Raw genomic sequence first — 20619 nt, forward strand, 5'->3', positions numbered from 1 at the left:
TAGACCGTCGCCGCCCGCGGGTGGCAGAGACGGCGTTAACCGTATAGCGCGAACGCGCACGAAGAGGACACCATGCCCGAATATCGCTCCCGAACCACTACCGCCGGCCGCAACATGGCCGGTGCCCGCGCCCTGTGGCGTGCCACCGGCATGAAGGACGAGGACTTCCACAAGCCGATCGTCGCCGTGGCCAACTCCTTCACGCAGTTCGTGCCCGGGCACGTGCATCTCAAGGACATGGGCCAACTGGTGGCGCGGGAGATCGAGAAGGCCGGCGGGGTGGCCAAGGAGTTCAACACCATCGCCGTGGACGACGGCATCGCCATGGGCCACGACGGCATGCTCTACTCGCTGCCGAGCCGCGACATCATCGCCGACAGCGTCGAGTACATGGTCAACGCCCACTGTGCCGACGCGTTGGTGTGCATCTCCAACTGCGACAAGATCACCCCGGGCATGCTGATGGCCGCCATGCGCCTCAACATCCCGGTGATCTTCGTCTCCGGCGGCCCCATGGAAGCGGGCAAGACCAAGCTGCTCGACCACGGCCTCGACCTAGTCGATGCCATGGTCATGGCCGCCGACGACTCGGTGGACGACGCCACCCTGGCCGAGGTGGAGCGTAGCGCCTGCCCCACCTGCGGCAGCTGCTCCGGCATGTTCACCGCCAATTCGATGAACTGCCTGACCGAGGCGCTGGGGCTGGCGCTGCCGGGCAACGGCACGGTACTCGCCACCCATGCCGATCGTCGCCGGCTTTTCGAGACCGCCGGCCATCGCATCGTCGAGCTGGCCAAGCGCTACTACGAGGGCGACGAGGCCCACTTGCTGCCCCGCGCCATCGGCTCCAAGGCGGCGTTCAAGAACGCCATGACCCTGGACATCGCCATGGGCGGCTCCACCAACACCATCCTGCACCTGCTGGCCGCCGCCCAGGAGGCGGAGATCGACTTCACCCTGGCCGACATCGACCGGCTGTCGCGGGAAGTGCCGCAGCTGTGCAAGGTGGCGCCCAACACCCAGAAGTACCACATCGAGGACGTCCATCGTGCCGGCGGCATCATGGCGATCCTCGGCGAACTCGATCGCGCCGGCGTGCTCGATACCCGCGTGCCTACCGTCTACGGCGATAGCCTCAAGGAAGCGCTGGACGAGTGGGACATCATGCGCAGCCCCTCGCCCGAGGTGGTGGAGTTCTTCAAGGCCGGCCCCGGCGGCGTTCCCACCCAGGTGGCGTTCTCCCAGAGCGCGCGCTGGCCGAGCCTCGACGGCGACCGTGCGGGCGGCTGCATTCGCGATCTCGAGCACGCCTTCTCCCGAGAGGGGGGGCTGGCGGTGCTCTACGGCAACATTGCCGTGGACGGCTGCGTGGTGAAGACTGCTGGCGTCGACGATTCCATCCTGGTCTTCGAGGGTCCGGCCCACGTGGTGGAGTCCCAGGATCAGGCCGTCGAACACATCCTCGAGGGCAAGGTGAAGGAGGGCGATGTCGTCGTCATCCGCTACGAAGGGCCGAAAGGTGGGCCAGGCATGCAGGAGATGCTCTACCCCACCTCGTACCTGAAGTCCAAGGGCCTGGGCAAGGCCTGCGCGCTGCTCACCGACGGACGCTTCTCCGGCGGTACTTCCGGTCTCTCCATCGGCCACGTCTCCCCCGAGGCGGCGGCGGGCGGGGCCATCGGCCTGGTGCAGTCGGGTGACGTCATTCGCATCGACATCCCCAACCGGCGCATTGACGTCAAGCTCTCCGACGATGAGCTGGCTCGCCGGCGCGAAGCCGAGGAGGCGCGTGGCAGTCAGGCCTGGAAACCCAGCATACAGCGCTTGCGCAAAGTCTCGGCGGCGCTCAAGGCCTATGCGCTGCTGGCGACTTCCGCCGACAAGGGCGCGGTGCGCGACCTCTCCAAGCTCGATTGACGCGAGTGACGAACCGGGCCCTGGCCCGGTTCGTCGTTGCGGGCTTTTTCATGCAGCAGTAAGGAACGACGACATGCGCAAGCAGACCTTCGGTGTCGGCCTGATCGGCTTTGGCACTGCCGGCCGTATCTTCCACGCCCCGTTGATCCAGGCTACGCCTGGGCTGGAATTGCTGGCCGTGGTCAGCAGTTCGCCCGAGCGAGTGCATGAAGCACTGCCCGAAGTCGAGGTGCTGCCCAAGGCGGCGGCGCTGTTCGCCCGCTCGGATATCGACCTGGTGGTCATCGCCAGCCCCAACGAGACCCACTTCCCGCTGGCCAAGGCAGCACTCGCGGCCGGCAAGCATCTGGTGGTCGACAAGCCGCTTACCGTGTCGCTGTCCGAGGCACGGCTGCTCAAGGCCGAAGCCGACAAGGCCGAGTGTCAGCTCAGCGTCTTTCACAACCGCCGCTGGGATAGCGATTTCCGTACCTTGCATAAGCTGGTCGAGGAGGGCAGCGTGGGGCGGCCGGTCTCGCTCGAGCTGCGCTTCGATCGTTTCCGGCCCACGGTAGCCGAGCGCTGGCGCGAACAGCACAAGCCGGGCAGTGGTATCTGGTACGACCTGGGTTCGCACTTGCTCGACCAGACGCGCACGCTGTTTGGCATGCCGCGGGCGATCCTGCTCGACCTGATGGCGGCGCGGGATGGTGCTGAAGTGGACGACGAGTTTCATGCGCTGCTGGAATACGACACGCTTCGGGTCACCCTGCGGGCCAGTTCGCTGGTGGCGGAACCGACGCCGCAGCAGGCGCTGCATGGCACCCGGGGCAGCTTCGTCAAGTATGGCCGCGACCCCCAGGAGAACTGGCTGAAGGAGGGGCGCACTCCCTCGCGCGACTGGGGGGTCGACCCCCGCCCTGGCCAGCTGACGGTGGCTGGGGAAGGGAACGATGGGAATCTGGTCACGAGCGAGTATCCCGGGCTCCCCGGCGACTACCTGGCCTACTACGTCGGCATCGTCGAGGCGCTGACGAGCGGGGCGCCGGTCCCGGTCCGCGTGGAGGAGGGGATCGAGGTCATGACCCTGCTGGAAGCAGGGCTCGACAGCTATCGCCAGAACCGTTGGATCCGCCTCAAGGAGGGCAATGGCAACCTGCGTCAGCTTCACCGTCACGGCTGAGTTGCCGGGCCGGCACGGCTACCAGCTCAGCGGTGCCTCCTTGCCGCGGCGTTCGCGCAGGGTGTCGCGGGCGATGAACAGCGCGGCGATGGCCCGCGCCTCGTGGAAATCGTCGCGCATCAACAGCGCCGGTAGTTCCTCCAAAGCGTGGGTTTCGACCACCAGTGGTTCCGGCTCGTCCCCGGGCAGGCGCTTGGGATAGAGGTCGGTGGCGAGCAGCACCTGCATGCGGTGGCGCATGTAGTTGGGCGCCAGTGACAGTTCCACCAGCGGCTCGATACGCCGGGCGCCAAAGCCGCACTCCTCCATCAGTTCCCGATTGGCGGCGGTGACGATGTCCTCGCCCGGGTCCACCAGTCCCTTGGGCAGGGTCAGTACGTAATCCTCGAAGCCCGCCGCGTATTCGCGGATCAGCAGCACGTGATCCGGGTCGGGCATGGCGATGATCATGACCGCGCCCTGGTCGCTGCCGGTCAGGCGCTCGAAGGTGCGCTCGGCTCCGTTGGCAAAGCGCAGCTCCAGGGATTCGATATGGAACAGGCGGCTTCTGGCGACGGACTGACGCGCCAGCACCTGGGGTTTCTGCAGGGGTCGTTGCTCGGACATGAAGGCTCCGTTTCGTGCGGGCGGGCATCGGCATGCTCTTGCCGGGAATGCGCCGCCGGTATCCATTGAGTACAATATCACGCCTTCCACCGCTCAGACTTCACCGGGAGTCGCCATGATCGACTGGCGCGCCATCGATACCGTTCTGCTGGACATGGACGGTACACTGCTCGACCTGCATTTCGACAGCCATTTCTGGTTGGAGCACCTGCCGCGGCGCTACGTGGAGTTGCATCGCCTCGACGAGGCGACTCAGGAGCAGATACGTTCGCGCATCCTGCGCGAGCGGGGCACCCTCAACTGGTATAGCCTGGCCTACTGGAGCCGCGAGCTGGGCGTGGACATCGTTGCTCTCAAGCGCGAGATCCAGCACCTGATCGGCCTGCGCAGCGATGCGCTGGATTTTCTCAAGTGGTTGAGAAAGGCCCACCCGCGGGTGGTGCTGGCCACCAACGCCGATCGTGAAAGTCTCGAACTCAAGCTGCCCCTCACCGGCCTCGAGGCCTACCTGGATGCCATCGTCTCCTCGGCCGACCTCGGCGTGCCCAAGGAGGCCCAGGAGTTCTGGTTCGCACTGCAGGAGGTCGAGCCCTTCGACCCGGCACGAACCCTGTTCATCGACGACAACCCCGATGTGCTGGAGAGCGCGCGGGAATACGGCATCCGCCACCTGCTCGGCATCAAGCAGCCCGACAGCACACGGCCGGAAAAGGAGCTCGAGGAGTTCATTGCCCTGGACCGCTTCGCCACGATCCTGCCCGAGGAACTACCCTCGGAGGTACGTGGCGATGCAGGCAAGCATGCCGAGACAGGAGAGAACGGTGGATAGCGTACGACTCGACAAGTGGCTGTGGGCCGCCCGCTTCTTCAAGACTCGCGCGCTGGCCAAGAAAGCCATCGAAGGCGGCAAGGTGCACTACAACGGCGGGCGTGCCAAGACCAGCAAGAATGTCGAAGTGGGTGCCCTGATTCGCGTGCCCCAGGGCTGGGACGTCTGGGAGGTGGAGGTCGTGGCGCTTTCCGACCAGCGTCGCGGTGCGCCGGAGGCCCGCGAACTCTATCGCGAGACGGCCGAGAGCGCCGAGCGCCGGGAGCGCGAGGCCGAGGGCCGCCGGCTGACCAACCAGGCCATGCAGCACCCGCTCAAGCGGCCCGACAAGAAGCAGCGGCGCGACATCCAGCGTTTCCAGCGCAAGGGTGAATAGCCCTTCGGGCAGCTGCGGGCCACGAGCTACGAGCTAGTCTGCTGCCCGAAGCCCGAAGCCCGAAGCCCGAAGCCCGAAGCCCGAAGCCCGAAGCCCGAAGCCCGAAGCCCGAAGCCCCATAGGCAGACAAGTTCATGACCGACCAGATCCAGCGTTTCTTGTTCGAACGCACCAATGTACGTGGCGAGATCGTCACCCTCGAGCGGGCCTACGGCGACGTGCTCGAGCGGCATGGCTACCCGCCTGCCGTCAACCGCCTGCTGGGCGAACTGCTGGCTGCCGTGGCACTGCTCACCGACACGGTCAAGCTCGACGGCATCCTCAGTATCGAGGTGCGCGGGCAAGGCGCACTGTCGCTGCTGATGGCCGAGTCCAACCCCGGGGGTGAGCTGCGCGCCATCGCTCGCGTGGCGGAGGATGCCTCGCTGCCACAAGGACAGGCAGGTTTTCGCGAACTGGTGGGGGAGGGCCATATCGTCATCACCCTCGACCCGCGCGAGGGCAATCGCTACCAGGGCATCGTGGCACTCGACCAGGACAGCCTGGCCGGCTGCCTCGAGGCCTACTTCTCGCAGTCCGAACAGCTGCCCACCCAGCTGTGGCTGCGCGCCGACGACCAGCGTGCCGGCGGGCTGTTGCTGCAGCGGCTGCCTGACGAGTCGCAGAATCAGGATGACGACGCCTGGGAGCGCACCGTCCAGCTGGCGAAGACCTTGCGAACCGAAGAACTGCTGGGGCTCGAGCAGCACGAGCTGCTGCATCGCCTCTACCATGAGGAGACGGTACGGGTCTTCGAGCCCAAGTCGTTGCGCTTCGGCTGCACCTGCTCGCGGGAGCGAATCGGCGATGCATTGACGACCCTGGGCGCCGACGAACTGCGTGACGTACTGGCAGAGCAGGGCGAGATCGAGACCCAGTGCCATTTCTGTCATACCCACTACCGCTTCACGGAGAGCGAAGTCGAGGCGCTACTGCGCGCCCAGGGTGGGCCGCCCCCTACCCTGCATTGATGCAGGTCGCCGCCGGCGTGAATAGAGGTGCAAAAGGGCTTCGTTCGTTTGCCTGGAATTGCTGCGATGCACAAACACGAGCGGTGTCAACCTGCGGCGATATGTCCCGATGTAGTAGTAAAACTACAAGAACTTCGGTCAAAGTTAGCGTTTCCTGACGGCTCCCTTTTTGCCATAATGGCGCCGCCTCAAGGCCGATCGCCAGAAGACAAGACGGCATGCATCCGCACACGGACGATCGGAAACGCAACGCAATGGCGTATGACGCCTGGCACACGAGAGAGAACAGGCCGCAAGGCCCAGGAAACGACATGACCACATCCCAAGCCGCTCCTCAAGCACACGTCAATCTCAGCAGCGCCGAACTCATCGAGCGTGCCGTGGCACGCGGAGAAGGCCATCTGGCCGCGAACGGCGCCCTGGTGGTGAACACTGGCCAGCGTACCGGCCGTTCGCCCAAGGATCGCTTCATCGTCGACGAGCCCTCTACCAGCGATGAGATCGACTGGGGCAGCGTCAACCGTCCCTTCGATGCCGGCAAGTTCGATGCCCTGTGGGCCCGTGTCGAGGACTACCTGGTCAGCGGCGAACGCTTCGTTTCCGAACTCCACGTGGGCAGCGACCCGACTCACTACCTGCCGGTACGGGTGACCACCGAGACGGCCTGGCACAACCTGTTCGGCCGCACCATGTTCGTGCGCCCCGAGGGCTACAACCCCTCGGCCAAGCAGGAGTGGACCATCCTCAACGCGCCGTTCTTCGAGTGCGACCCGGATCGCGACGGCACCAACTCCGACGGCTGCGTGATCCTCAACTTCGCCCAGCAGAAGGTGCTGATCGCCGGCATGCGCTACGCCGGCGAAATGAAGAAGGCGATGTTCTCGGTGCAGAACTTCCTGCTGCCAGCCTCCGACGTGCTGCCCATGCACTGCAGCGCCAACGTCGGTGAAGACGGCGAGACCGCACTGTTCTTCGGTCTCTCCGGCACCGGCAAGACCACGCTTTCCGCCGACCCGGCGCGCTACCTGATCGGTGACGACGAGCACGGCTGGGGCCCCGGCACCGTGTTCAACGTCGAGGGCGGCTGCTACGCCAAGTGTATCGATCTCTCCGAGAAGAACGAGCCGGTGATCTGGAACGCGATCAAGTTCGGCACCGTGCTCGAGAACGTGGTGCTCGACGACCGCCGCGAGCCCGACTACACGGACGACAGCCTGACCCAGAACTCCCGCGCCGCCTACCCGCTGGAACACGTCGGCAAGCGCGTGCTGGAGAACCGTGCTGGTGAGCCCAACGCCATCATCTTCCTGACCTGCGACATGTCCGGCGTGCTGCCGCCGGTGTCGGTGCTGTCCAAGGAAGCGGCGGCCTACCACTTCCTTTCCGGCTACACCGCCAAGGTGGGCTCCACCGAAATGGGCTCCTCCGCTGGCCTGGAAGCCACCTTCTCCACCTGCTTCGGTGCGCCGTTCTTCCCGCGCCCGGCTCGCGTCTACGCTGACCTCCTGATCAAGCGCGTCGAAGCCAAGGACGCCCAGGTCTACCTGGTCAACACCGGCTGGACCGGTGGCGCCTACGGCGAGGGCGGTTCGCGCTTCTCGATTCCCACCACCCGCGCCATCATCAGTGCCATCCAGTCCGGCGTGCTGCGTGAGATCGAGACCAAGCGCATCGAAGGGCTCAACCTGGACGTGCCGGTATCGGTGCCGGGCGTCGACTCGAGCCTGCTCGACCCGCGCGAGACCTGGGAAGACAAGGCAGCCTACGATCGTAACTTGCGCGACCTGGCGGCCAAGTTCGTCGACAACTTCAAGAAGTTCGAAGGCGTCAGCGAAGCCATCACCAAGGCCGGGCCCAGCCTGACCTGATGTGAACCCGCGGTTACCGCAGTGGTCTGAAACGGGGAAGGGGCGTATGCCTCTTCCCCGTTTCGTTTTCGACCTGGCATGTCGGCTGGCTGACCAGGGGGAGGGTCCAATGAAACGCCGTCTTTTTCTTGGTCTGCTGGGTACGGCCGGTGCTGCAAGTCTAGTGCCCAGCGTCGGTTGGGGATTTCCCCGGCTCAGTCTCGAGCCCGCGCCGGGATTGGAGCGTCTCGAACTCTCACGCGACGAGTGGCGCGAACGCCTCACGCCCGAGCAGTTCGAGATCCTGCGCGATCACGGTACCGAACCGCCGTACTCGAGCCCCCTGGACAAGGAGTGGGGCGAGGGAGAGTACCGCTGCGCCGGCTGTGATCTGCTGCTGTTCGAGAGCGCCATGAAGTACGACTCCGGCACCGGCTGGCCGAGTTTCTTCGAGCACGTCGAGGGGCACCTGCTCAGCCAGCTCGACTTCAGCCTGATCTGGCCCCGGCGAGAATACCATTGTGCCCGCTGCGGCGGCCATCAGGGCCATGTCTTCAGCGACGGCCCCGAGCCCACCGGGCTGCGCTGGTGCAACAACGGCCTGGCACTGACTTTCGTGCCGGCGACTACCTGAACCCCTCCACGATATGTTGCGCCAGGCCGTCCACCGCGGGCGAGGTGGCCTCGGGTGAGCGCAGCAGCACGATGGAACCGTCCGGTAGCGGGGGGAAACCGTCGGCCTCGCCGAGGATGCGCATGCCGGGAGTGACCAGGCTCTTCATCAACGCGGACACGGCAAGACCCGCGCCCACCACTGCCTGCAAGGTGGCAAGGCTGGGGCTGGAGTAGGCGATGCGGTACTGACGCCCGGCCCGGGTCAGGGCGTTGCAGGCGTGGCGGCGGCAGAAACAGGGCTCCTCGAAGAGCGCCAGCGGCAGTGGCGACTGGCGATGTACGGTATGGCTCTCCGCCACCACCCAGACGGTCTCCTCGCGGCGCAGGATAGTACCGATCTCCTGGCCCACTTCGCGGGTCACGATGCTCAAATCGAGGCTGCCCTGCTGGCGACCGAGCAGTTCGGAGGAGGGCGCACACTGTACCTCGACGTCGACCAGCGGCCAGGTCTGCGAGAACGACTTGAGAATCCCCGGCAGGAAGCGCATGACGAAATCGTCTGGCACGCCGATCCGCACCCTGCCCACCATGTCCGGCTCGCGCAGCATGTTGAGCGCCTCGCCTTGCAGATCGAGGATTCGACGCGCATAGCCGAGCAGGGTGGTGCCCTCGCTGGTCAGGTGCATCTGGCGCCCCTGACGCTCGAACAGCGGGCGCTGAATCACGTCCTCCTCGAGGCGCTTGATCTGCATGCTGACCGCCGACTGGGTGCGGTTGACGGCCCGGGCGGCGCGGGTGAAACCGCCATGGTCGACGATGGCGACGAAGGTGCGCAGCAGCTCATGATCGATGGTATGCAGCATGGTCGTTTCCATCATGTACGATGATGCTAGGCATCAGGACTATTCGTTGGATTGATTCTAGCGCCTCGTCGAGACTTTCTCCATCTCCCGACATGACCTGGAGGAAGTCCGACATGAGAACCCCAGTTACTTGCTACGATTCGTCATCCTGTGCTGTGCCTGCAAGCGACAAGCGAGACTGGCCGCTCGCCTCGCTACTGTGGCATTGGATACGTCGCGTAAAGCATCAGGTGCAGTTGCGTCGCGAACGCACCCAACTGCAGGAACTCAGCGACCATCAGCTGCGTGACATCGGCTTGACCCGTCAGCAGGCCAATCGCGAGGCGCGCCGCCCCTTCTGGGACGACATCGGCTGGCGACGCTGATCGCGGCGGCGACGGCGTGGCGTTTGTGGTACCTTGGCGCGATCATTCGTTGCCGCAATACCAAGGAAGTCATGGACGCCACGACCCGGATCATTTCGCGCCTCGCCGAGGAACTTGCCGTTCGCCCGCAGCAGGTTTCAGCTACCGTGGAGCTGCTCGACGGCGGCGCTACCGTGCCCTTCATCGCCCGCTACCGCAAGGAGGTCACGGGTGGGCTCGACGATACCCAGCTACGCAACCTCGACGAGCGCCTGCGCTACCTGCGCGAGCTCGAGGAACGCCGCGCCGCCGTGCTCGTCGCCATCGACGAGCAGGGCAAGCTGACGCCGGAACTCAGCGGACAGATTCAGGCGGCCGATACCAAGCAGCGCCTGGAAGACCTCTACCTGCCCTACAAGAAGAAGCGCCGCACCAAGGCGCAGATCGCCCGTGAGGCTGGTCTCGAGCCCCTGGCCGATGCGCTGCTGGCCGATCCCACCCTCGACCCCGAGACCGAGGCGGCCGGCTATCTGCGCCCCGCCGAGGGCGACATCCCCGCCATCGAGGATACCAAGGCGGCACTGGATGGGGCGCGCCAGATCCTGATGGAGCGTTTTGCCGAGGATCCCGAGCTGGTCGGCACGCTGCGTGAGCGGTTGTGGCAGGAGGGTGAGCTCAGCGCCCGTTTGCTGCCCGGAAAGGAGCGCGAGGGCGCCAAGTTCTCGGACTACTTCGAGCACGACGAGCCGCTGGCCAAGACGCCTTCCCACCGGGCGCTGGCCATGTTCCGCGGTCGCAACGAAGGTGCGTTGACCTTGGCCATTCGCCTGCCCGGCGAAGACGAGGCGCCGGTTCATCCGGCCCAGGTGGCCATCGCCAGGCATTTCGGCATTCGCGACGAGGGGCGTGCCGCCGACAAGTGGCTGGCCGACGTAGTGCGCTGGACCTGGCGCGTCAAGCTCTACACCCACCTCGAGACCGAGCTGATGGGACGGCTGCGTGAGCGCGCCGAGCTGGAGGCCATCGAGGTCTTCGCCGCCAACCTCAAGGATCTGCTGCTGGCGGCACCTGCTGGGCAGAAGGCGACGCTTGCCATCGACCCGGGCCTGCGCACCGGCTGCAAGGTGGCGGTGGTGGATGCCACCGGTCAGTTCCTCGAGCACGCCACCATTTATCCTCACGCCCCGCGCAACGCCTGGGATGCCTCGCTGGCCGAGTTGGCCAGGCTGGTCGAGAAGCACGACGTGGCGCTGATCGCCGTGGGCAACGGCACGGCGAGCCGCGAGACCGACCGGCTCGCCGGCGACCTGCTCAAGCTGTTCGCCGGAAAAAGAACACTATCGAAGGTGATGGTCAGCGAGGCCGGCGCCTCGGTCTACTCCGCCTCGGAGTACGCCTCGAAGGAGCTGCCCGATCTCGACGTCACCATCCGCGGCGCGGTCTCCATCGCCCGGCGCCTGCAGGACCCGCTGGCCGAGCTGGTCAAGATCGAGCCCAAGTCCATCGGCGTGGGCCAGTATCAGCACGACGTTTCCCAACTGCAGCTCTCGCGGAGCCTCGAGGCCGTGATCGAGGACTGTGTGAACGCCGTGGGGGTCGACCTAAATACGGCGTCGAGCGCACTGCTGTCGCGGGTGGCCGGTCTCAACCCGGCGCTGGCCGAGGCCATCGTGGCACGGCGCAACGCCGAGGGGGCCTTCGCCAGCCGTAAGCAGTTGCTCGACGTCAGCCGTCTGGGGCCCAAGACCTTCGAGCAGTGTGCCGGCTTTCTGCGCATCATGAACGGCTCCAATCCGCTCGATGCCAGCGCCGTTCACCCCGAGGCCTATCCGTTGGTGGAGCGCATCGCCAGCCGCAGCGGGCGCCCGGTGGAGAGCCTGATCGGCGACAGCGCCACGCTCAAGGCGGTCAAGCCAGCCGAGTTCGCCGACGAGCGCTTCGGCGTGCCCACCATCAGCGACATTCTCAAGGAACTCGACAAGCCGGGCCGCGACCCGCGCCCCGAGTTCAAGGCCGCCGAGTTCCGCGAAGGCGTCGAGACCTTGCAGGACCTGGAGCCGGGCATGGTGCTCGAGGGCAGCGTGACCAACGTCACCCACTTCGGCGCCTTCGTCGACATCGGGGTGCATCAGGACGGCCTGGTGCATATCTCGGCGCTCTCCGACAAGTTCGTCGAGGATCCACGTTCGGTGGTCAAGGCCGGCGACATCGTCAAGGTCAAGGTCATGAGCGTGGATCTGGAACGTGCGCGCATCGGTCTCTCCATGCGTCTCGGCGACCAGCCGGGCGAGGCCGAGGGTGGCAAATCGTCGCGCGGTGGCCAGAGCGAGCGGCGGGGCGGGCAGGGCAAGGCGCAGCGCAAGGGCGCGCCGCGCGAACAGGCTCCGCCCAGCCAGATGGGTGCGCTGGGGGCCGCACTGCTGGCGGCGAAGAAGGGCAAATCTTGATCCCGGCACGCCTCTCGCCATACTCTCGACAAAAACCGCATGACCGGCCGCCACGGGCAGCCGGCATGCATCGACCGGGAGACCCGTTGAAGGTCTCCGAGACATGGGGTCCACGCCTTGTCTGATTCATACTCTGACACCGTTTCGCATCTCGCCGGGCTGGCGACCCAGGGGCGCTTCGGCCGCCTGCGCCGCGGCCTGGAGAAGGAGGGGCTGCGCGTCGATCGCCAGGGGCGCATCGCCGCCACGCCGCACCCTTATGCGCTGGGCTCGAAGCTGACCCATCCGCACATCACCACCGACTACTCCGAAGCGCTGCTGGAGTACATCACGCCGGTCTATTGCCGCCCCGGCGATGCCGTCGACTTCCTCGCCGACCTGCACCGTTTCAGCTACCGCCACCTTGGCGACGAGCTGGTCTGGCCGGCCAGCATGCCGGCCAGGCTCGACGGCAACGACAGCGTGACCATTGCCGACTATGGCAGCTCCAACGTCGGCACCATGAAGCATGTCTACCGCAAGGGGCTGGACGTTCGCTATGGCCGGATCATGCAGGCCATCGCCGGGATCCACTACAATGTCTCGCTGCCCGACGAGTTGTGGGAGCTGCTGCGCGAGCGTGATGGCGCCATGGAAATGTCGCTCGACGACTATCGCTCGAGCCGCTACTTCGGCCTGATCCGCAACTTCCGCCGCCACAGCTGGCTCTTGCTCTACCTGTTCGGTGCCTCGCCGGCGCTGGACCGCAGCTTCCTGCCCGAGGGCAACATCCCCGACAAACTGCGTTCGCATGGCAGCGAGACCCTGGTGTCGCCCTACGCCACCAGCCTGCGCATGTCGGACCTCGGCTACCAGAACAAGGTGCAGGAGCAGCTCAAGATCTGCTTCAACTCTCTCTCGAACTACGTGGGTACCCTGCGTCACGCCATCTCCACGCCCTGGCCCGCCTACGAGGCACTTGGAGTCAGGGACGGCCGCGACTGGCAGCAGCTCAACGCCAACATCCTGCAGATCGAGAACGAGTACTACAGCGATATCCGGCCCAAACGCGTCACCCGGCACAACGAGACGCCGAGCCAGGCGCTGGAGGCACGTGGCGTCGAGTATATCGAGGTGCGCTGTCTCGACCTCGATCCCTTCCTGCCGCTGGGCATCGACGAGGCGCGTCTGCGCTTCATCGATGCCTTCCTGATGTGGTGCCTGCTTGCCGAAAGCCCCTGGATACCCGACGAGGAGTGCGACCGGCTGGACGACAACCGACGCCTGGTGGTCGAGCGCGGGCGCGACCCCGAGCTGCGCCTGATCCAGGACGGCCAGCGCCGCTCCGTGGCCGACTGGGGCGGTGAGATCTTCGTAGAGATTGCCCGGGCTGCCGAACTGCTCGATGCTCTGGAGCAGGGTACACCCCACGCCGACGCCGTCGCCTCGCTCAGGCCCTGGCTCGAAGACCCGGCACTGACGCCTTCCGGGCGTCTGCTGGCGCGGCTCGAGTCGACCGGCGAGGAGTTCGTCGAGGCCATCCTGGCCCTTGCCGGGGAGCATGCCGAGCGGCTGCGGCGCGAAGCCGTCAGCCCGGCGCGTGAGGCGACCTTCGAACAGATGGTCGGTACCTCGCATCAGCAGCAACGCGACATCGAGGCCGCCGACACCCAGCGCTTCGAGCAGTTTCTCGAGCACTATTTCGCCAGCGCCAGCGAGCCCCGCGTGGCGGTGGCCAGCCAGGGGAATGCCTGATGATTGCGGGACTCCAACGTCTCTCCGTACGCCAGTGGAGCCTGGCCGGGTTGGCCTTCTGTACCCTGATGATGCTGGTGGCCCTGGGCCTGGAGCACATCGGCGGGCTCGAGCCCTGTCCACTATGCATCTTCCAACGGGTGGCAGTGCTGGCCGCTGCCGCGGTATTCGTCATCGCAGCGATCCATAACCCGCGCGGGCGAGTGGGCGCAGCACTCTACGGCGGGCTGTCGCTTGCCGCCGTGCTGGGCGGCATCGGCGTGGCCTGGCGCCACCTCTGGCTGCAGTCGCTGCCGCCGGACGAGGTACCGAGCTGTGGCCCCGGGCTCGACTACATGATGGACATCCTGCCGATGCGCGATGTGGTGTCCATGGTGTTATCGGGCTCCGGCGAGTGCGCCGAGATCGACTTCCTGCTGCTGGGCATCTCACTGCCGGGCTGGACGCTGATCGGCTTCGTCGTGCTCTCCCTGGCGCCGCTGGGGATCCTGCTGGGTGCCTTGCGCGAACGTCGATCGACCCTGAGCGGCTCCGGTCGTCCGGCATAACCGGCAAGAGACGCGCACAAGGACAGCTCATGCTCTATCGTGACTTCGCTACCCAGGAAGCCATCGACCGCGAGTACGATCCCATGCGCGGCCGCGAGCCGGCCGTGATACTCGCCGGCTGGCAAGCGCGCAGCCAGGCTGCCCGCGGGTGCTGCCGCGTGTCGCTGGACGTGGCTTATGGGCCGACGCTGGCCGAGCGCATGGATGTCTACCACGCCGAGGCCGAGGATGCGCCGCTGCATGTCTTCTTCCACGGCGGCTATTGGCGCTCGCTGGGTCATCGGGAGTTCGGTTTCGTTGCCGAGGGGCTGGTAGCGGCGGGCATCAGCGTGGCGGTGGTCAACTATGCGCTGTGTCCCACGGTGGCGTTCGGCGAGCTGGTGCGCCAGGCGCGTGCCGCCGTGGCCTGGGCGTACCGCAATGGAGCCGAGCTGGGTGTCGATACTTCCCGGCTCAGCGTCTCCGGCCACTCCGCCGGTGGGCACCTGGCCGCCATGCTGTTGGCCACCGACTGGCAAGGTGAGTACGGCCTGCCCGCAGAGATGATCAAGGGGACGCTATGCATCAGCGGGCTCTATGACCTGCGTCCCTTCCCCTGGTCGTGGCTGCAGCCCAAGCTGCAGCTGACCGGCCGCGACGTCAACGACTACAGTCCACTGTTCCTGCCGTGCCGGGTGCCTGCGGCAGTGCAGCTAGTGGCAGGGGGCGAGGAGTCAGGTGAGTTCGAGCGCCAGATGCGTGCGCATGCCGAGCATCTCGAGGCTCAGGGCATGTCCGTAGGCACTGAGCTATTGCCTGGCGACGACCACTTCTCCCTTCTCGATCACTACGCGCCGGGCGGGCGCTTCGCCAAGCGCATCGTCAACTTCCACGAGGTCTGATTAGACCTCTGGCAAGACCGCGGTGGCTTCAATCTCCACCTTGGCCCGATCCTCGATCAGGTCGGCCACCTGCACCATGGTCATGGCCGGGAAGTGCTTGCCCATCGCTTCTCGATAGGCGGCACCGACCTCCTTCAGCCGGGCCAGGTACTCCTGCTTGTCGGTGACGTACCAGGTCAGGCGCACCACGTGCTGTGGTCCGGCGCCGGCTTCCTTGAGCACTTCGACGATGTTGGCCAGCGCCTGGTGCACCTGGGCGACGAAATCGTCGCTCTCGAAGACCTGGTTGCCGTTCCAGCCGATCTGGCCTCCGACGAAGATCGTGCGGCCGGAGGCGAGTACGCCATTGGCGTAGCCTACGGCAGCTTTCCAGTGGCTGGGATGAAGCTGTTCGTGCAAGGTGGCGTCCTTCATCTTGGTATCCTTGTTAGCTTTCAATGGCGAAATGGCGGCGCATGGCATCGGGCCAGGGCAGGGGACGGCCGTTGTCCAGGTCGACGTACACCAGGGTGGCGTCGCAGGTCAGGCGAGGTTCTTCGCCACACTGGACCTTAGTGCGCAGGGTCAGGCTGGTGCGGCCGACGTCGCGGATCGTCAGCGCGAAGTCGAGCGTTTCGCCCAGCCGGCTGGGGGCGTGGAAATCGGTCTCGATATGGGCCGTTGGCACGCCGGTGCGAGACTCCACGTGCAGCCGGTTGAAGTCGTGGCCCACCGACTCGGCGAAGTAGTCCTCGACCACCGAGTTGAGCATCTCGAAGTAGCGCGGGTAGAAGACGATGCCCGCCGGGTCACAGTGCTGGAAGCGCACCTTGCGCTGGGTGGTGAATGGCATGGTGGCTTCCTCTATACGCCGAGATAACGGTCGCGCAGATCGTCGTCGAGTTCACCGGGCTCGCCCACCCATACCGTGCGTCCTTTTTCGAGAATGGTGCAGCGGTCGGCTACCGGCAGCAGCTCGGCGAGCGACTTGTCGACGATCAGGGTGGATTGACCCTGGGCCTTGAGCGCGCGGATGGCGGCCCAGATCTCCTGACGGATCACCGGGGCCAGGCCCTCGGTGGCCTCGTCCAGCACCAGCAGCCGAGGGTTGGTCATCAGTGCGCGGCCGATGGCGAGCATTTGCTGTTCACCGCCGGAAAGCGTCACTGCCATCTGACTGCGCCGTTCGGCCAGCCGGGGGAAGAGTGCTTCCACACGCTCGAGGCTCCAGTGGCCGGGCCGCGCCGTGACCACCAGGTTCTCGCGTACCGAAAGGTTGGGGAAACAGCGGCGTCCCTCGGGTACGAGCCCAAGGCCGGCCTGGGCGATGCGGTACGACGGTAGGCGGCGCAGGTCCTGCGACTCGAAGGTGATGCTGCCGCTGCGCGCCGGAGTGAGACCGAAGATGGAGCGAATCGTGGTGGTCTTGCCCATGCCGTTGCGCCCCATCAGCGCGACCATCTCACCGGCCTGGACGCTCAGGTCGACCCCGAACAGCGCCTGGGAGGGGCCGTAGAAAGTTTCGATGGCGGTGACGTTCAGCATGGTGCCTCTCCTAGGTAGGCTTCGCGAACTTGCGGATTGGCGCGTATCGCGGTGCTGTCGCCGTGGGCGATCACGCCGCCGGCCACCAGCACCGAGATGCGGTCGGCCAGGCGGAACACGGCGTCCATGTCGTGCTCGATCAACAGGATCGGCACCTCCTGCTTGAGCGCCTCGAGCAGTTCGGTCAGGCGTGCCGTGCCCTCGGGGCCTAGGCCGGCCATGGGTTCGTCGAGCAGCAGCACCTTCGGCTTCAGCGCAAGCGCGCAGGCCACCTCGACCTGGCGGCGCTCGCCGTGGGAGAGTTCGGCCACCGGTGTATCGGCACGCTGGCTGAGCGCCATGCGCTCCAATGCCTCCAGGGCCGGGGCGAGCAGACTTTCGTCGCGGTGCACCGGCTTCCAGAAGCGAAAGCTGTGCCCCTGCAGTGCCTGAACGGCGATCATCACGTTGCGCTTCACCGAAAGCGGCTCGGCCAGCGAGGAAACCTGAAAACTGCGACCGAGCCCCAGCCGTGCGCGCTGGGCCACGCTGAGCGAGGTGATGTCCCGGCCGGCGAGCACGATGCTGCCGGAATCGGGCTTGAGGCCACCGGCGATCTGGCCGATCAGGGTCGACTTGCCGGCTCCGTTGGGGCCGATCAGCGCATGGATCTCGCCCGGGCGCAGGTCCAGCGACACGTCGCGGGTGGCCTGCAGGGCGCCGAAGCGCTTGTTGAGCTGGCTGAGGGTCAGCACGGCATCATTCATGGCGCTCCCTCCCGGCCAGCCAACCCATCACGCCATGCTTGGCGAACAGCACCACGAACAGCAGCACCAGGCCGAGGAACAGCTTCCAGTACTCGGTCATCCCGCCCAGCAGGGTCTCCATCATCACGAACAGGACGGCCCCGGCCAGCGGGCCGTAGAGCCGGCCCACGCCGCCGAGTATCACGATCACCATCAATTCGCCCGACATGTGCCAGCTGAACATGGTGGGGCTGACGAAGCCGTTGAGATCCGCATATAGCGCCCCGGCGAGCCCGGTGATCATGGCCGAGATGACGAAGGCGACCAGGCGGATGGGGTAGGGGGCGATGCCGGCGGTGGCGAGGCGGGTGTCGTTGAGCCGGGCCATGGTCAGGGCGGCACCGAAGCGCGACTTCATGATGCGTGACGTCAGGGCAAGCGACAGCGTAAGTCCGCCGAAGCAGATCAGAAAGAAGGTCAGGGCATTGTTCGTATCCACCAGGGGCAAGCTGTTGCGCAGGTAGATCGGCAGCCCGTCCTCGCCGCCGTAGGTGGGCCAGGAGTTGGCGAAGTAGTAGATCATCTGGGCGAAGGCCAGCGTGATCATGATGAAGTAGACCCCGGTGGTGCGCAGCGAGATGGCGCCGATGACCAGTGCCAGCAGACCGCACAGCACGATCGCCGCGAGCCAGATCGCCAGCATGCTGTCGCTGCCGGGGATCGCCATCGGCCAGCCGATTACCGGGGTGAAGTCGAAGGCGTGGTAGGCGCTGATACCGGCCACGTAGCCGCCCAGGCCGAAGTAGGCGGCATGGCCGAAGCTCACCATGCCGCCGTAGCCGATCGCCAGGTTCAGGCCCACCGCGGCCATGGCGATCAGCGTCATGCGCGAAGCCAGGTTGACGTAGTAGACGTGGCCCAGGAAATAGGCTGCCAGTGGTACCAGCAGCAGCGCGGCCAACAGGCCGATCTGTACCAGCCCCTTGCGGTCGTGCCAGCTGGTCGTCTGCGTCGGCAGCCCCGGCTGTGGCGCGAGAGTCGTGGTGTTGGACTTATTCATTGGCGGCAAACAGTCCCTTGGGTTTGAAGGCCAGAATGGTGGCCATCATGATGTAGATCAGCATCGCGGCAACGGCCGAACCGACCCCTGCAGCCTCCGAGGGGCTCATGAACTGGCGGAAGAAGGCTGGCATGAACACCCGCCCCAGGGTATCCACCACGCCGACCAGGATGGCGCCATACAGAGCCCCCTTGATCGAGCCGATACCGCCGATCACGATCACCACGAAGGCGAGTATCAGCACCGGCTCGCCCATGCCCACCTGCACCGACTGCAGGGCGCCGACCATGGCGCCGGCAAGGCCGGCCAGCGCCGCGCCCATGGCGAATACCAGGGTATAGAGCCGAGCGATGTTGACCCCCAGTGCGCCGATCATTTCGCGGTCGCTCTCGCCGGCGCGAATGCGCATGCCGAGTCGCGTGCGCGAAATCAGGAAATACATTCCCACGGCTACGGTGACCCCCACGGCGATGATCACCAGTCGATAAATGGGATAGCGCAGGCCGCCGGGCAACGCGACCGAGCCCGACAGGATTGCCGGCGGGTTGAGCCACAGCGGCGAGGAGCCGAACAGCCAGCGGGTGCCTTCCGAGAAGATCAGGATCAGGGCGAAGGTGGCCAGCACCTGGTCCAGGTGCGGGCGGTGATAGAGCCGGCGGATCACGATCAGCTCGACCAGCGCCCCGACCGCCGCGGCCGCGGTGATACCGGCCGCGAGGCCGACGAAGAACGAGCCCGTGGCAGCAGTGACCGCGGCCGTGGCGTAGGCGCCGACCATGTAGAAGGAGCCATGGGCCAGGTTGATCAGCCCCATCACGCCGAATACCAGCGTCAGGCCGCTTGCCATGAGAAACAGCATGGTGCCGAGCTGCAGGCCGTTGATGAGCTGTTCGATGAGTAGGGTCATGTCGTGGTCAACCGTAGAGCGTTGCAGAAGCGCCGCCGGGCCGAGTGGCCCGGCGGCGTAGGCTTACATCTCGCACTGGGTGTGGTAGACGTCCTGGATGTCCTCCACGGCGATACCGACCAGGCGGTTGGTGGGCTGGCCATCGTCGCCCTCGACCACTTCACGCACGAAGATGTCCTGGATCGGATGGTGGTTGGGGCCGAAGCGGAACTTGCCGCGAACCGAGTCGAAGTCGGCTTCGCGCAGTGCCTCGCGGAAGGCGTCCTGGTCGTCCGGGTGGGCCTTTTCCAACGCGCTGAGGATCAGGTTGGCGGTGTCGTAGCCCTGGGCCGCATAGAGGGTCGGGGTGCGGCCGTAGGTGTCGCGGAAGGCCTCGACGAAGGCGTGGTTGGCCTCGTTGTCGAGGTCGTAGGCCCACTGTGAGGTGTTCATGGCGCCGATGGCCGCGCTGCCCACCGCCTTGATGATGATCTCGTCGAAGGAGAAGGCGGCGCCGAACACCGGCATGTCCACGCCCGAGTTCTCCCACTGCTTCATGAACGAGATGCCCATGCCGCCCGGCAGGAAGAAGAACAGGCTGTCGGCATCGCTGGCACGGATCTGGGCGATCTCGGCGGCGTAGTCGGTCTGGCCCATCTGGGTGTAGATCTCGTCGGCGACTTCGCCCTCGTAGAGATGCTTGAAGCCGGCCAGGGCGTCGGTGCCGGCGGGGTAGTTCGGCGCCATGATGATGGGTTGCTCGTAGCCCTGCTCGCGCATGTAGGCGCCCATGGCGCCGTGCAGGTTGTCGTTCTGCCAGGCCACGTTGAAGTAGTTCTCGTGGCACATGCGTCCGGCCAGGTCCGACGGCCCGGCATTGGGCGAGATGTAGAAGGTGCCCTGACGCACGGCGGCCGGTACCACCGCCATGGCCAGGTTGGAGAAGATGATACCGGTGAGGATGTCGACGCTGTCGCGCTGCATGAACTCGTTGGACAGGCTGCGGGCCAGGTCGGGGCGGTTGCCGTCGTCCTGCACCAGCACCTCGACGTCGTTGCGGCCGGAGCGCTCGATGGCCAGCATGAAGCCATCACGCACGTCCACGCCCAGGTGCGAGCCGCCGCCGGAGAGCGTGGTGATCATGCCGATCTTGACCTCCTGGGCCTGGGCCGCCGCCATGGCGGTGGTCATCAACAGGCCGAGGCCAACGCTGACTAGTCTCTTCATGGATTTACCCTCTTCGTT

At 65.9% G+C, this 20619-nt stretch carries 21 protein-coding genes; 12 read left to right on the forward strand and 9 right to left on the reverse strand.

From position 1 onward, the window contains the following. Positions 1-72 precede the first annotated feature (72 nt). The gene (gene ilvD / locus ACUY1T_RS14225; RefSeq protein ID WP_446023861.1) at positions 73-1917 is read left to right on the forward strand and encodes a dihydroxy-acid dehydratase; all 1845 of its coding nucleotides are present in this window, start codon (positions 73-75) and stop codon (positions 1915-1917) included. A 73-nt stretch (positions 1918-1990) separates the two neighbouring features. Next, positions 1991-3079 (forward strand): oxidoreductase, encoded by a 1089-nt coding sequence (locus ACUY1T_RS14230; RefSeq protein ID WP_446023862.1) that lies wholly within the window; start codon positions 1991-1993, stop codon positions 3077-3079. 18 nt (positions 3080-3097) lie between these two features. Here ACUY1T_RS14230 and nudE read toward each other — a convergent pair whose 3' ends face one another. Then, positions 3098-3685, reverse strand: a complete 588-nt coding sequence (nudE, locus tag ACUY1T_RS14235; protein ID WP_446023864.1) for an ADP compounds hydrolase NudE — start codon at positions 3683-3685, stop codon at positions 3098-3100. Positions 3686-3800: 115 nt separating this feature from the next. Here nudE and yrfG point away from each other — a divergent pair, with 115 nt between their 5' ends. The 5 genes from yrfG to msrB all read left to right on the forward strand — a co-directional run bounded on the left by yrfG (position 3801) and on the right by msrB (position 8381). Continuing rightward, entirely contained in the window at positions 3801-4514 is a 714-nt protein-coding gene (gene yrfG / locus ACUY1T_RS14240; RefSeq protein ID WP_446023866.1) for a GMP/IMP nucleotidase, read from the forward strand. Then, the gene (hslR, locus tag ACUY1T_RS14245; RefSeq protein WP_446023867.1) at positions 4507-4890 is read left to right on the forward strand and encodes a ribosome-associated heat shock protein Hsp15; all 384 of its coding nucleotides are present in this window, start codon (positions 4507-4509) and stop codon (positions 4888-4890) included. Before yrfG ends, hslR begins: the two co-directional genes overlap by 8 nt. 134 nt (positions 4891-5024) lie before the next feature. After that, positions 5025-5900: an Hsp33 family molecular chaperone HslO gene (hslO, locus tag ACUY1T_RS14250; RefSeq protein WP_446023869.1), complete on the forward strand. Its 876-nt coding sequence runs from the start codon at positions 5025-5027 to the stop codon at positions 5898-5900. A 311-nt stretch (positions 5901-6211) separates the two neighbouring features. Then, complete coding sequence (locus ACUY1T_RS14255; RefSeq protein ID WP_446023870.1) at positions 6212-7768, forward strand: phosphoenolpyruvate carboxykinase; 1557 nt, start codon at positions 6212-6214, stop codon at positions 7766-7768. A gap of 109 nt (positions 7769-7877) precedes the next feature. Beyond that, the gene (gene msrB, locus ACUY1T_RS14260; RefSeq protein WP_446023872.1) at positions 7878-8381 is read left to right on the forward strand and encodes a peptide-methionine (R)-S-oxide reductase MsrB; all 504 of its coding nucleotides are present in this window, start codon (positions 7878-7880) and stop codon (positions 8379-8381) included. Here the strand turns inward: msrB and ACUY1T_RS14265 are convergent. Then, the gene (locus ACUY1T_RS14265; protein WP_446023874.1) at positions 8374-9225 is read right to left on the reverse strand and encodes a LysR substrate-binding domain-containing protein; all 852 of its coding nucleotides are present in this window, start codon (positions 9223-9225) and stop codon (positions 8374-8376) included. The genes msrB and ACUY1T_RS14265 overlap by 8 nt on opposite strands. A gap of 113 nt (positions 9226-9338) precedes the next feature. On the opposite strand from ACUY1T_RS14265, the gene ACUY1T_RS14270 reads away from it, so the two are divergent. The 5 genes from ACUY1T_RS14270 to ACUY1T_RS14290 all read left to right on the forward strand — a co-directional run bounded on the left by ACUY1T_RS14270 (position 9339) and on the right by ACUY1T_RS14290 (position 15179). Then, positions 9339-9590 carry a DUF1127 domain-containing protein gene (locus tag ACUY1T_RS14270; RefSeq protein WP_446023876.1) on the forward strand — a complete coding sequence of 84 codons (252 nt, stop codon included), beginning with the start codon at positions 9339-9341 and terminating at the stop codon, positions 9588-9590. A gap of 71 nt (positions 9591-9661) precedes the next feature. Further along, on the forward strand, positions 9662-12016 hold the full coding sequence (locus ACUY1T_RS14275; protein WP_446023878.1) for a Tex family protein: 2355 nt from the start codon (positions 9662-9664) through the stop codon (positions 12014-12016). 117 nt (positions 12017-12133) lie between these two features. Further along, on the forward strand, positions 12134-13750 hold the full coding sequence (gshA, locus tag ACUY1T_RS14280; RefSeq protein ID WP_446023880.1) for a glutamate--cysteine ligase: 1617 nt from the start codon (positions 12134-12136) through the stop codon (positions 13748-13750). Further along, the gene (locus ACUY1T_RS14285) at positions 13750-14298 is read left to right on the forward strand and encodes a disulfide bond formation protein B (protein WP_446023882.1); all 549 of its coding nucleotides are present in this window, start codon (positions 13750-13752) and stop codon (positions 14296-14298) included. The genes gshA and ACUY1T_RS14285 overlap by 1 nt, the downstream gene beginning before the upstream one ends. Before the next feature lie 29 nt (positions 14299-14327). Beyond that, positions 14328-15179 (forward strand): alpha/beta hydrolase, encoded by an 852-nt coding sequence (locus ACUY1T_RS14290; protein WP_446023884.1) that lies wholly within the window; start codon positions 14328-14330, stop codon positions 15177-15179. On the opposite strand, the gene ACUY1T_RS14295 is transcribed toward ACUY1T_RS14290, so the two are convergent. The 7 genes from ACUY1T_RS14295 to ACUY1T_RS14325 all read right to left on the reverse strand — a co-directional run bounded on the left by ACUY1T_RS14295 (position 15180) and on the right by ACUY1T_RS14325 (position 20601). Continuing rightward, positions 15180-15593 (reverse strand): RidA family protein, encoded by a 414-nt coding sequence (locus ACUY1T_RS14295; protein WP_446023886.1) that lies wholly within the window; start codon positions 15591-15593, stop codon positions 15180-15182. 13 nt (positions 15594-15606) lie between these two features. Then, a complete protein-coding gene (locus tag ACUY1T_RS14300) occupies positions 15607-16011 on the reverse strand; it encodes an acyl-CoA thioesterase (protein WP_446023888.1) in 405 nt (134 codons plus the stop codon). 11 nt (positions 16012-16022) lie between these two features. Continuing rightward, positions 16023-16703: an ABC transporter ATP-binding protein gene (locus tag ACUY1T_RS14305; RefSeq protein WP_446023890.1), complete on the reverse strand. Its 681-nt coding sequence runs from the start codon at positions 16701-16703 to the stop codon at positions 16023-16025. Further along, positions 16697-17449: an ABC transporter ATP-binding protein gene (locus ACUY1T_RS14310; RefSeq protein ID WP_446023892.1), complete on the reverse strand. Its 753-nt coding sequence runs from the start codon at positions 17447-17449 to the stop codon at positions 16697-16699. Before ACUY1T_RS14310 ends, ACUY1T_RS14305 begins: the two co-directional genes overlap by 7 nt. Next, positions 17442-18488 (reverse strand): branched-chain amino acid ABC transporter permease, encoded by a 1047-nt coding sequence (locus tag ACUY1T_RS14315; RefSeq protein WP_446023893.1) that lies wholly within the window; start codon positions 18486-18488, stop codon positions 17442-17444. Before ACUY1T_RS14315 ends, ACUY1T_RS14310 begins: the two co-directional genes overlap by 8 nt. After that, positions 18481-19395, reverse strand: coding sequence for a branched-chain amino acid ABC transporter permease (locus ACUY1T_RS14320; protein WP_446023895.1), 915 nt, complete (start codon positions 19393-19395; stop codon positions 18481-18483). The genes ACUY1T_RS14315 and ACUY1T_RS14320 overlap by 8 nt, the downstream gene beginning before the upstream one ends. Positions 19396-19458: 63 nt before the next feature. Continuing rightward, entirely contained in the window at positions 19459-20601 is a 1143-nt protein-coding gene (locus ACUY1T_RS14325) for an ABC transporter substrate-binding protein (protein ID WP_446023897.1), read from the reverse strand. Positions 20602-20619: the final 18 nt, after the last annotated feature.

Source organism: Billgrantia sp. Q4P2 (assembly GCF_052806135.1).